Origin of the sequence: Streptomyces sp. NPDC060000, assembly GCF_042737375.1 — a bacterium.
GTDB lineage: Bacteria > Actinomycetota > Actinomycetes > Streptomycetales > Streptomycetaceae > Streptomyces.
Genome location: NZ_JBHWUU010000093.1, coordinates 25198 through 36741, shown reverse-complemented (window position 1 = coordinate 36741; position 11544 = coordinate 25198). Strand labels below are relative to the sequence as shown.

Here is an 11544-nt window from a genome sequence, read left to right as displayed (position 1 = left end):
CCGCATCATCATCCTCGAAGACCAACTCGAAGAAGCCCAGCGCCTCAACGCCGAACACCACCGCACCACAACCCCGCACACAGCCGGCGTCTGACTGCGCCGACGGACAGCTACCGCCCCACGGGTAGCGGGCCGACGCGGTGGCGCTATGGGCCGTCATGCGTGGCCCTCGCCGTAGAAGCGCACGTAGTCGACCGTCATCGTCGCGGGGGACGGCGTCGAGGCGTCGGGAGGGCCGGGCCAGTCGCCTCCGACGGCGACGTTGAGCAGTAGGTGCATGTCCTGTTCGAAGACCCAGTCGCGTGATGCGGGCAGCTTCGACGGAGTCAAGGTGAAGTACGGCTTTCCGTCGACGGACCAGGTGATGCGTCGCGGCTGCTTGTCGACGGCGTACGTGTGGAACGCCTGCGACGCGGCGGCCGGAAGGGTGGTGGAGCCGCCGATCCCGTTTTCATTGAAGTAGGTCGGCCCGTGCGCGGTGCCGTAGACCGTTCGCGGTTCTGTGCCGACCACCTCGCAGATGTCGATCTCACCCTGTTCGGGCCATTCGGCTCCGTTGTTGCCCAGCATCCAGATGGCCGGTAGCAGTCCTGCGCCGATGGGTAGCCTCGCGCGGATCTCCGCGCGTCCGTGGGTGAGCGCGACCTTTCCCTCGGTGGTCAGACGGGCTGACGTCCAGGTGCAGAACTCCTGGGTGTAGCAGGGCAGTTCGGATGCGGCGGGAGCCGGCCGTGCCGAGATCAGGAGATGACCCGCGCCGTCGAGGCTGGAGTTGGCCACGTCGTCCGTGTAGTACTGCAGTTCATTGTTGCCCCAACCCTCGGCATCCCTGTTCCCGGTTTCGGTGTTCCAGGACTTCGCCGACGGGCGGGTGGCCGCCGCTCCGTCGAACTCCGCTCGCCAGAAGGGCTCTTCCCCGGCCGCAGAAGAGCGCGTGTCCTGAGTGGATCCACACCCGCACAACAGTCCGTTCAGCGCCAGCACGAGTGCCAAGAGGGGACGTCGGTTCATCGTGCTGCTCCTGAAAGGCATATGCTCGGCGGCGCGCCGCAAGGTCACGTCGTAGTCGGTGGGCTTCTCGAAATCGCTCTGCGGGCTGCCGACCGTGGCGGCATGGAGGTCGTCTGCCTGAGCGGGGAAGGATTGTCGCGGCCGTCGGTGGCGAGCCTGCGGAAATCCTCCTTCCCTACCTCCGACTGCTTGAGAAAACGCTGGACACTGGGCTGACCTCGGTGTCCGTTGCCTGCCTCTGCTGCCTGTCGAGCATGCAGGGCCTCACCGTCTTGTCGAGCCCGGGCCTGGTCGACCATTCGCGTCACCGCTGCGTTGCCCGCGGCGCGCTGCAGCGCCATAGGCGGAGCCGGTTTCGGTACGTTCGTCCGCCGCAGTTATTCCCGGCTGCTGGTCTCGGCAGACCGCTTTGTTTGTGGGCCCGCATGAGCATTCTCCGTCACGGTGAAGTCCACTCTTTTTACAGTGGCTGCCGCCTCAGCAGCAAGGTCCCGGCAGGCACACACAAGGGCAGAGAAAGCCGCCATGAGCGGCTGTGTGTCACGGCGGCGGTGAACCTGCGTGACCTGCTTGAGGGCACGGTGAGGCACGCGAAGCCCTTGGCTGGTCCCGGGGCGGACTGTCGCGGATATGTCCACCTCGGCTCCACCGCCGCCGCACTCCTCATCTGGCTTCGCTCGTGACCGAAGCGACGGGTTGCAACGGCGGCTCACCTGCCGCCGGGCCTCGGTGGCGTCGCCGGGGCACAGCCAGGGAACGGCGTTGCCCCAACCCATGATGGCCGCTAGGGTCGGTCGGGTGACTGCCGGGTCGGCCATGGGCCATGCACGAGTGAGGTTCCCGGCCTCGGCGTGAGCCCGAGGCGGGCAAGAGGCCCGCCCCCTTCTCCGCGTCTTTGCTCCCGGCGCCCGCCTGCGGCGCCCCTTCCAGCGGATCCAAAAGACTCGGGGACACACCACTGATGTCATACGACCAGCAGTACCCGCACGACTCCGAGCTGTCGGCGACCGCCGTCCAGCTGAACCACACAGCCGTCTACGCCAGGGACCGGCACCTGTCGGCCGAGTTCATCGCGGCGATCCTGGGGCTGAAAGTTGGTGCTCAGTTCGGTCCGTTTCTGCCCGTCGACCTCGGCAACGGCGTGACGCTCGACTACTACGAGAAGACCGGCGAACCGATCCAGTCGCAGCACTACGCGTTCCTCGTGCCCGACGCGCAGTTCCACGCCATGATCGCCCGTCTGGAGGCGGTCGGGGTCACCTACTACGCCGACCCCAGCCACACCCAGCCCGGCCAGATCAACCGTCTTTTCGGCGGTCGCGGCGCGTACTTCGACGACCCGGACGGCCACAACATGGAGATCATGACCCGGCCTTACGTCCGCCCCTGACTGGCCTTCTGACGACGGTCCGCCGGCCGCTCCTCGCCAAGTAGCTCGCCCACCTTCCTGACCCGGGTCGACGCGCCTGGGTCAGCGAGGTGAGCCGCTTGTCGGGGAGGGGGAGCGATATCTGATCGGGGTGTCGGGGTGTGGAGAGGGCTGACGAGCGAGACGGATACCGCTGCGGTGTTCACGCGGCCTGACCTTGCCACCGGCAACCGCCCCTGAAATGGCGCGAGATCAGCGCGGCGACCAACCCACCCCGGTGCGGATCGACCACGGGTCCGTCACCCCCACTCCGACCTGTCGGCCAACCGGCGGTACCACCAGAACTGGGTGCGCCACTGGCGTCGGTGCGCGAACGGGTCCGGCAGAGTGCGGCGCAAGAACACCGCGTCCAGACGCTTCACAAGTCGGCCGAGCTCGGCGCGAGCCCGTTCCGGCAGTCTCTCCATGGCTTCCTCAAGCACGTCGCGTGCGTGTCTGACGTCGTCGAAGGAGCAGCCGGGGCACGAGCAGAAGACCTCCCGCGGGTACAGCGGACGTCTTCCCGGTGGGTGCAGGAACTCGCCATAGCGCCTCAATGCCCGGTCGGTGGAACCCGGGTAAAGGTAGAAGCTGTCGCTCAGGTACTCGACCCGGTGTACAGCCAGGCTCGCCCCATGGGAGAGTCCGTGAATCCGGAACGGCGGGGCCGGCCCCCAGACGCGGGAGATCGGTCGTTCAGCGCGCAGCGCGCGTGGCCGTCTACGCGGCATCGGCCTTTCGACACGTGATCATGGGCGCCATGATGCCAGGCACGGCCGTCCTGCCGCACCCAGATTTCGACCACACTCCTTGAGCAGGGCGAGATCCGTCAGGACATCCCGATCGACCAGGTGCGATACGTCCGAGCACCGACCACACAGGACAGAAGCGGCGCTTGGCGACCGACCTCATCACGCGCGACGAGAACATCCGGTGGCTCTTCCACGCTGACACCAGGACGACTCATACCGAACCCGCGAAGAATCGCCGACTCAGGTCACTACTTCCCCAGTTCCTCTCACCACCGGCCGGGCGGCGGAATGGGAGCCCGTGACGATCAACCTGCGGCTTTTCAGTGCGTCGGCGTTCTCTCCTGTCGCCTCTTGACTACCGTGAAGCTGCCCAACTGCACTTCACCTGCACGCGGACGGCCCATGCCGTCGGAAACGCCGAGTCTGAGCTGGAAGCAGGTCGAGGTCATCGCGAGCGTGGCGGTCGCGAATGTCGCCGTGTGGCGTGCCGGCCGGACCAACGCCGGCTCCGGGGATCCGCGCCTCGGAGCGAGATGCGTTCAGGTTGAGGGCATTGTGTCACCGGGTCGCTACGAGGGTGCGAAGGAGAATCGTCATGACAGGGACTCAGCAGATCTTGTTCATCCAGGGCGGCGGCGCGGGCGCGCACGACGAATGGGACGACAAGCTGGTCGACAGCCTGAGGCGAGCGCTCGGGGACGCGTACGTGGTCCGCTACCCGCGTATGCCCGAGGAGGGCGACCCGAGTTACGCCCGGTGGAGTCCGGCGATCCGGCGTGAGACGGCGAACCTGGCGGACGGCGCGGTGGTGGCTGGCCATTCGGTGGGCGGGACGATGCTCATCCATGCGCTCGCCGAGCAGCCGCCGGAGCGCAGGCTTGCGGCGATCGTGCTGATCGCCGCCCCGTTCATCGGCCGGGGCGGCTGGCCGGGCGACGAGTTCGAGCTGCCCGGCGACCTCGGCGCAAGGCTGCCGCGAAGCGCGCGGGTGCATGTGTTCCACGGACTCGAGGACGAGACCGCCCCACCGTCGCATGCCGACCAATATGCCCGCGTGATCCCGCAGGCGCAGGTACACCGACTGCCCGGGCGCGATCACCAGCTGAACAACGATCTGAGCGAAGTGGCCGAAGCGATCCGCCCCGACAAACCATGAATCCCTCGACCGCGCTCCCGAACGCTGTCCCTGCAACGGAGGACGCAGCCACCCGCACATCGTCACCGTCCACGGCTTCGGCTCCTCGGGGCCCGACGGGCAGAGGCAGAGGCAGAGGCAGACATGCGCCTACCGGTCATGGAGCTCCCTGTCCGGCCGACTCAACGCCGTCCCGAGAACGAGAGACTGTCCAACTGCCTCTGCCCTCAGGTCTGCCCTTGCGTACCTTGCCGCCCCGCCGCCGGTCCGTAGATGCTGGTAGGCCCGCCTGTGAGGAGAGTGCTGGTGCGTGCGCAGGAGAAGTCGACCGACAAGAGCGGCGACCGTGGGAACCATCCACGACCGCTCACGGCGAGGCCGGCCACCCCGGCGGCCGCCCTGCTCGCGCTGCAGCGTACGGCGGGCAACGCGGCGGTGTCCCGCGCCGTCCAGGAGCAGCGTCACGAGCACGACGCGCACTGCGGCCACGGCCCGGCGTCCGTCCAGCGATCGGCGGTGCACCAGGTTCTGCGCTCCCCGGGTCGCCCGCTTGATCCCACGCTGCGCTCCGAGATGGAAGGCCGGTTCGGCGGCGACGACTTCAGCGCGGTACGGGTGCACACCGACGCGGTGGCCCAGCGGTCCGCCACGGAGATCGGGGCGAAGGCCTACACCTCCGGCAGCCATGTGGTCTGGGACGGACAGGACAAGCACACCCTGGCGCACGAGCTGGACCATTTCCGTCAGCAGAGCAGGGGCCCCGTCCCCGGTTCCGACGACGGGTCGGGCCTGCGCATGTCCGACCCCTCCGACTGGGCCGAGCGGCAGGCGGAGGAGACGGCCCGGCGGGTGATGAGCGGTGCGGCTCCGGTCCAGCGTGCCGTGGGCGCCTCGGACGGCTCGACCGCACCGGCCGGCCACACGGTGCAGCGCAAGGGGCACGAGGAGCTGAAGGGACAGATCGCCTCCTCCGAACCGACGCCCCGCACGCTCGCCTCCTACTTCACGAAGAAGCCCGCCCCGGAGAACCCGGTGACGGCACCCGTGACACGGGCCGTCGCGGCGTACGACAGTTCCACCGTCCGCGACCCGCATACGTGTATGGAGCAGCTGAACGAGATCCTGATGGACGCGATGACCCGGACGGAGGGCGCAAAGGATGCGGACGTCGCCTACCTGAACGAGGTGATCCGGGTCGTCCGCACCGAGATGGCCGTCTTGGGAGCCCAGGTCGCCCGTGACTCGCAACTACCGCCGGGAGCGGGGCTTCCGTACAAGGACATGACCGACCAGGGCACGCTCTGGAAGGACGCGGAGTTCGCCCAGGGCACGGTCAACTTCGGCATGGAAGGCTTCAGTTACGTCCGGGAGATGTCCGAGCTGAACCGGCACGACCTGGGGCAGGAGATCGGTGGCCGCGGCGAGGACGCGTGGGTGGGTGACGTGCGGAGCAAGCTGGAGAACCAGCTCCGCGCGAGCGTGGTCGCTCACTACACCGCCAAGGCGCGGGCCGAGGCCATGATGGGGGCCGACAAGAGCCTCAAGTCGAAGACGGCGCTCGACCGGGAGAACCCCAGCGACCGGCACAACACGATGAACGTGGACGAACTGGTTCTGGCCAACCACGGGTTCGTCTTCTTCTACATCGAGCACGCGGGGAAGTCGGGCCGTAAGTCGCGCTTCGGCGCCGGCAAGGAGGGCGAGGGCGCGGGGCAGGCCCGCATCGAGCTCGGCATCAAGGAGTCCGGACTGCTCAGCCAGGGCTGGATCATGCTCAGCGACTTCATCCAGCGCGACTACCCCAAGCTCATGGCACATCCGGACCGGCCCGCGGAGACGGTGCACGGGAAGTCGGGCGCGGGCTCGGAAGGCCTGGCGAACGTCCGCGAGTTCCAGCAGGGGCAGCCCTCGGACGACGAGATGATGGATTCGGTCACGGCCTTCGGCCACATCCAGGACGCCGAACAGCGCCAGGCGCACGCATTCGCACGGCGGAGCGCGTACTCGGACAAGGGCAACCAGATGGTCTATGGCCCGGAGAAGATCATCAAACGGCCCGAACTGCTCCACAAGAACATCCTCGCCGGCTCCGACATCATCCCCGGTCTGGTCGAGCGGGCAGTGGTCGAGATCATGCGGTTCGAGGAGTCCAACCCCCGGCTGGCGAACAGGCTCAAGGCCATGAGCGGTGCCGATCTGATGGACTACCTGTTCCGGGATCTGCTGCGGCCCCAGGCGATGATCCCGGACTCCGTGGACCTGTCCGCGGCGGACATCACCTTCACGGACGGCGCCTGACACTCGCCGGACAGAGAGCGGACAACCGGAGCTGGGGAGACCGCCGTGTTGTGTCGACACAACGGAGCTTCATGCCCGCCCGGTGTCCGTGCGGCGGGCCGCCGCGGCGCCGGACCGGACAAGGCACCGGGCGGTGGTCGGCGCCCCGCAGGACCTGACGCTGCCGTTGTCCCGTGCCGGCTGGTCAAGCGAGGTGAGGGCCTACGCCCGGGCGGCCAGGCGGTACCAGACACCGACGGGACGGCTGTACGGCCCTCGGTCGGTCCCCCGTACGTGAGTTCAAGGGGGGCCTGACAGGGGGCCCGCCCGCCCGTCATGTTCAAGGGTCTGGCCGGCGCAGGGACCGGCCCGCATCCTGCATCCTCAGGCAAGGTTCTCGCTGACCGCGTCGAGTAGCGGCTCACTCGATGGCCGAGCGCCGTACGCTCCGGCGGCGGACCCTGCAGTGACCGGGACCGTCGCCTCGGATCAGCGGACCCGTGGTTGCGAGGTACGCGCGGTTCTGGGTGAGCCGTACGTCTTGCGGCTGCGCTCGTCGGCTACTGGTGGTGGTGGCGCGTGGCCTGCCGTGGTGGCAGGGTCAGTGTGATTTGGCGGACGAGTTGCTGGAAGCATGCGAGGGACGCGAGGGCGGGCAGGGAAGCTCCGGCGATACCGATGAACGTCTTGTCTGCCTGAGCTACGCACAGCAGCATCGCGACAGAGGAGAAGAGCAGAACGATGCACCATGAATGCACGGCTCGGCGCTGATGCAGGGCAGCTCGGAGGATGGAGAGAGAGGCCACCATCCAGGGCCCGTACACGAGTAGAGGCCACGACGGGATCGTGCCGCCCCCGGTTCCGGACGTGATGTTCTGCAGAGGCCTGTAGGCCACCACGCCACCGAAGACGCTGACCATGGCCACGATGACGGCAACGAGTGCCACGATGACGAAGCTGCCGGTCTGCAACCACTTGAGTCGGAGTTTTCGGACTTGGGTCTTACGGTGCCCGGCAGAAGAGCGCCGGGTGGGCGGCAACTGAGCGGTGATCTGCGCCAGGCTCTCCATCGGGTCGATGTAGTCGACTCCGGCTGGGGGCTCGTTGCGAGGTGGCGGCACCCTGGCCGTCTGCTCCGCCGGAACAGCCTCCTGCATGAGATAGGCAAGTTCCTCGACCGGGTCCCAGCCCGCGTCGGGTGTACTCAGCGGAACCCCTGAGTGCACGCTGTCGGCAGACCCACCGTTCCAGCCGGTGCCCGGACCGTAGGAGTACGCGTCGGAGTACCACTCACGCCGCGCAAAGGAAGGATCCACATAGTCATGATTCATGGAAGTACGTCCCCGCCGCGCGCTGCGCGTGACGGCTGGAGTCTTCCTGGCCGTTCCACCGCGAGTCGAGATCCTCCTGGATGGCCTCCAGTAGCGCGAGGAACTCGCGGAGCAGTGGCTCGGTGACCTGGTGTCCGGCCCGCGTGTCGTCCCCGACCGGCGTGTTCTGTACCGCGAGGGCCGAGTATGCCGCACCGGGCGGGAAAGTGTATTTTCCCACCGTCAGATCACGGATCGCAGGCAGATTATCCGTCCTCGTGTTGCGTCGAGGCAGGCCATGTGGCCTTGCTTTCGTCATATCCCGCTAACGCCGCTCTGCTCCTCCAGATGCGCGGCAAATGAGTGACCCTGGCGTGGGTGAAAACGTGAGAAGAGCGTTTATTGATCAATGTCCTACGTATCTCACTCCGCACTTTATTAGTCGAGCAGTTATTCTTCTCGAGTCTACCTGGGAAGTAAATAGGATTCGTCACCGGTATAAGGGAATGAGTAATCCTGGCGGACCTCTTGGACGGGACACGACAGCATACGTGTCGGTGGCAGCCTGCAGGCCGATGATCAGCCGGATGCCGGATGCCGGATGCCGGATGCCGGATACGGGATGCTGGATGCGGACGTGCCGACTCGTGGCGCAGGCGAGGCCGTGGGGCTCGATTTCGTGAGGCTGGTCGCGCCGCGGCGAGCAGGTGCGGTACTACTTCACGATGACTTCAAGGGGCCGCCGACACGCCAGGGGGATGGCGGAACCAAAAGGGTCGGGATGGGTGGACACGCGGATTCCTGAATTCCGTGAAGCAGGCAGGAAGCCATGCAGGAAACGATGCAGGGCGGAGTGGCTGTTCCCCCTCCGTTGCCTTCTCCGTGATTCTGGACAGGTCACGGGCCACTGGGGTGCGGGAGGATGCATGGCACGGGCATGGGAAAGGCCCGTCGGAACGTTCCGACGGGCCTCCGGTGCTGCGTGGGCTCAGTAGGCCGGGGCCAGCTTGGGATTGGGACCGTACTGGTTGGGCTCCTGCTTGCCCTCGCTGGCGAGGAACACGATCAGGATGATCGTGCCGACCAGTGGGATGAGGGCGATGAATATCCACCCGCCGGACCTGCCGGTGTCGTGCAGACGCCGGACCGCGACCCCCAGCGCGGGCAGCAGAACGGCGAGGGTGTAAACGATGCCCAGGATGCTCGAACCGATCGCGGCGTCGATGATCGCCAGCACGATGCTGATGATGACGTTGATCAGGGTGAACATCCAGTATTCCTGCCGACGGGCGCGTCCGCTGAACACCGCGTACTTCTTCAGTACGTCTACGTACCAGTGCATAACTCTTGTCCCCCCAGGGATGTCGTGTGCGTGTCACCATCAGATCAGGCCAAGTGGAGGGAATCCATGCCTTTGTCATGCGCGAGGCATCCTGTTATGCAGCCGCAGCCCTACGGTGACCAGGCAGGACGCGTCCGGGCGGCACCCGCTGAGGAACCGCCCGTTCCGTCGGGGTTGGCCAGTTGCAGCCGGTGCCCTGGGCGACCTTGATCTCGCACAGCCCTCCGCGCGCGGTTCCGGCCCCGGTCACCACCAGTCGGCCCGGGGTGGATCCCGCCACCCGGTGCGTCTTCGGCAGGCCGCGGAATGTCAGACCACCGCGGACGAGCGGGGCTCTACCTCCGGAGGTCGTGCGCGGTGAACTGCTGTGCGTGCGCGCCCAGTTCGGTGGGGATCTCGTCGGCCGCCTCCGTGGTGGCCTTGTGGAAGATGCGGGCGCTGCCGCCGCCGGCATTCATCACGATCGCGCCGAGCCCTGTTCGCTTGCTCCCGGACGTCTTCGGCGATGTGGTCGAACGGGTATCGCCAGATGACCAGTTCTCCAGGGGTGAAGGGCCGGCGTGAAGGGCCGACGTGATGGGCGCAAGGGGCGGCACGAACCAGGCCAGGATCCGCCGGGACGTGTCCCCCTCGCCGCGTAGACACGGTCGGAGAGTGGGTGGGGGCATTTGGTGCGAGGAGTGCACCGGGTATTCGACCACCGGTCGCCCGCCGTGGACCAGTCCCTTGGCCGCCGTGTTCAGGTTGTGTTCAGGTCCCGAGGGGCCTCGGGCAACTCGAGTACCAGAAGCGCCAAAACTCTGGCAAAGGGGTCTGGGGTGGTGGCCGGGCGCCATGTCATCGTGCCTGGCATGTCGACTGATCACCTCACTCACAACCGGCCTCCTGGCCACACCCGTCACACGGCGAGCAAGGTGCCGGAGGTGACCGTCTACTTCTGGATCATCAAGGTGCTGACGACCGGCATGGGCGAGACAGCCTCCGACTTCCTGGCCCGCCTGCTCGGCCCGATCCCCGCTGTCGGTCTCGGCGGCGTCGCTCTGGTTGCCGCACTGGCGGTGCAGTTCGCCGCCCGTCGGTACGTGGCCTGGATCTACTGGACGGCGATCGTCATGGTCAGTGTGTTCGGCACGATGGCCGCGGACGTGCTGCACGTGGGCCTCGGGGTGCCGTACATGCTCTCGACCCCGTTCTTCATGGCCGTACTGGCTGCCGTCTTCGTCCTCTGGTACCGGAGCGAGGACACCCTGTCCATCCACAGCATCCACACCCGGCGCCGCGAGACCTTCTACTGGGCCGCCGTACTGGCCGCCTTCGCGCTGGGCACCGCAGCGGGCGACCTCACCGCCACGATCGGCCTCGGCTATCTGGGATCCGCCGTTCTGTACGCCGCCGCGATCGCGGTTCCGGCCGTCGCTCACCGCTGGGGCAGCCTGAACGCGGTGGCGGCGTTCTGGGCCGCGTACGTCATCACCCGCCCGCTCGGTGCCTCCGTCGCCGACTGGATGGCTGTCGGCCACGATCGGGGTGGCCTCGACCTGGGCCTGGGTCCCGTCACGCTGTCCTGGACGCTGGCCATCCTTGGCTTCGTGGGCTATCTCGCCTTTTCTCGCAAGGACGTCCGGCACGATGTCACGCCGTGACATGCCGGTACCGCCGAGCGGGGCCGCAGTTACCCGGCAGGCAGGCTGACCACGAACCGTGCCCCGGGTGTGTGTCCGGAGTCGTACGTCACCTCGCCGCCGCCGCCGCCGCCGACGACGACGGAGCGGGCGAGGCGTCGCGCCAGAGGCGGCCCAGGCCCGCCCCGGGGTGCCCGTCCCCGGGATCGGCACGTTGACCGGGCTCGAAAAGCCTCGTTGCGAACGGGAACGTACGCCGGGGCCCGTCGTCGATGACGTCGACGCGTACGCCGTCGGGTGTGCGGTATGCCCGGACAGCGACCGTGGTGCGGGCGTAGCGGCGGGCGTTGACGAGGAGTGGGCTGACGATGCGTTCCAGGAGGGCGGATGGGACTCCGCCTCCAGGTTCGGGTCGTCGGTGGTGGCCGTCAACTGGCCTCTCACATCAAGGACTTCGCGAGGCCTTGCAGCGTGGACAGGTCCTCGGCGGTGCCCGGAGCGGTGAGTGTGCCGCCCCGGGCGTCGTCCAGGAGGGTGTCGCAGATGCGCATGGACTGGGCGGCTTCCGCGATTGCCTTGTGGGTGGTGCGAGTCTGGTCGTCGGTGCGGGGGCGGGTATGCCATCACGCGAGTTCGGCGATGATCCGGCTCAGGGGTGTCCGTAGTCCGGGCAGGGGCTCCTCCTGG

At 67.4% G+C, this 11544-nt stretch carries 9 protein-coding genes and 2 pseudogenes; 5 read left to right on the top strand and 6 right to left on the bottom strand.

All coding sequences use genetic code 11. From position 1 onward, the window contains the following. Window positions 1–94: pseudogene (locus ACFWBB_RS36170) on the top strand (MerR family transcriptional regulator); the annotation flags it as partial. A gap of 62 nt (window positions 95–156) precedes the next feature. Here ACFWBB_RS36170 and ACFWBB_RS36165 read toward each other — a convergent pair. Further along, complete coding sequence (locus ACFWBB_RS36165; RefSeq protein ID WP_385281446.1) at window positions 157–1011, bottom strand: family 16 glycosylhydrolase; 855 nt, start codon at window positions 1009–1011, stop codon at window positions 157–159. A gap of 961 nt (window positions 1012–1972) precedes the next feature. Here ACFWBB_RS36165 and ACFWBB_RS36160 point away from each other — a divergent pair. The 3 genes from ACFWBB_RS36160 (at window position 1973) to ACFWBB_RS36150 (ending at window position 6604) form a co-directional block, all read left to right on the top strand. Beyond that, a complete protein-coding gene (locus ACFWBB_RS36160) occupies window positions 1973–2401 on the top strand; it encodes a VOC family protein (protein WP_385281443.1) in 429 nt (142 codons plus the stop codon). A gap of 1365 nt (window positions 2402–3766) precedes the next feature. Next, on the top strand, window positions 3767–4327 hold the full coding sequence (locus ACFWBB_RS36155; protein ID WP_385281440.1) for an alpha/beta fold hydrolase: 561 nt from the start codon (window positions 3767–3769) through the stop codon (window positions 4325–4327). A gap of 285 nt (window positions 4328–4612) precedes the next feature. After that, window positions 4613–6604 carry a DUF4157 domain-containing protein gene (locus tag ACFWBB_RS36150; RefSeq protein WP_385281438.1) on the top strand — a complete coding sequence of 664 codons (1992 nt, stop codon included), beginning with the start codon at window positions 4613–4615 and terminating at the stop codon, window positions 6602–6604. A 539-nt stretch (window positions 6605–7143) separates the two neighbouring features. On the opposite strand, the gene ACFWBB_RS36145 is transcribed toward ACFWBB_RS36150, so the two are convergent. From ACFWBB_RS36145 to ACFWBB_RS36130, 4 genes are all read right to left on the bottom strand, one after another. Next, window positions 7144–7914 carry a DUF2637 domain-containing protein gene (locus tag ACFWBB_RS36145; RefSeq protein WP_385281435.1) on the bottom strand — a complete coding sequence of 257 codons (771 nt, stop codon included), beginning with the start codon at window positions 7912–7914 and terminating at the stop codon, window positions 7144–7146. Further along, entirely contained in the window at window positions 7904–8134 is a 231-nt protein-coding gene (locus tag ACFWBB_RS36140) for a hypothetical protein (RefSeq protein WP_385281432.1), read from the bottom strand. The genes ACFWBB_RS36145 and ACFWBB_RS36140 overlap by 11 nt, the downstream gene beginning before the upstream one ends. Before the next feature lie 747 nt (window positions 8135–8881). Beyond that, window positions 8882–9235 (bottom strand): DUF805 domain-containing protein, encoded by a 354-nt coding sequence (locus ACFWBB_RS36135; protein WP_385281429.1) that lies wholly within the window; start codon window positions 9233–9235, stop codon window positions 8882–8884. Between the two features lie 335 nt (window positions 9236–9570). Beyond that, a complete protein-coding gene (locus ACFWBB_RS36130; protein WP_385281426.1) occupies window positions 9571–9696 on the bottom strand; it encodes a hypothetical protein in 126 nt (41 codons plus the stop codon). A gap of 390 nt (window positions 9697–10086) precedes the next feature. Between ACFWBB_RS36130 and ACFWBB_RS36125 the strand changes: the two genes are divergently transcribed. Further along, window positions 10087–10878 carry a hypothetical protein gene (locus ACFWBB_RS36125; RefSeq protein ID WP_385281423.1) on the top strand — a complete coding sequence of 264 codons (792 nt, stop codon included), beginning with the start codon at window positions 10087–10089 and terminating at the stop codon, window positions 10876–10878. Window positions 10879–10907: 29 nt separating this feature from the next. On the opposite strand, the pseudogene ACFWBB_RS36120 reads toward ACFWBB_RS36125, so the two are convergent. Continuing rightward, window positions 10908–11522: pseudogene (locus tag ACFWBB_RS36120) on the bottom strand (sensor histidine kinase); the annotation flags it as partial. Between the last annotated feature and the right edge of the window lie 22 nt (window positions 11523–11544).

What these genes read in the sequence shown, in the direction of transcription:
- ACFWBB_RS36160 (WP_385281443.1), top strand. Translation starts at nt 1,973, where the DNA reads ATGTCATACGACCAGCAGTACCCGCACGACTCCGAGCTGTCGGCGACC.
- ACFWBB_RS36155 (WP_385281440.1), top strand. Translation starts at nt 3,767, where the DNA reads ATGACAGGGACTCAGCAGATCTTGTTCATCCAGGGCGGCGGCGCGGGC.
- ACFWBB_RS36145 (WP_385281435.1), bottom strand. Translation starts at nt 7,914, where the DNA reads ATGAATCATGACTATGTGGATCCTTCCTTTGCGCGGCGTGAGTGGTAC.
- ACFWBB_RS36165 (WP_385281446.1), bottom strand. Translation starts at nt 1,011, where the DNA reads ATGAACCGACGTCCCCTCTTGGCACTCGTGCTGGCGCTGAACGGACTG.
- ACFWBB_RS36135 (WP_385281429.1), bottom strand. Translation starts at nt 9,235, where the DNA reads ATGCACTGGTACGTAGACGTACTGAAGAAGTACGCGGTGTTCAGCGGA.
- ACFWBB_RS36125 (WP_385281423.1), top strand. Translation starts at nt 10,087, where the DNA reads ATGTCGACTGATCACCTCACTCACAACCGGCCTCCTGGCCACACCCGT.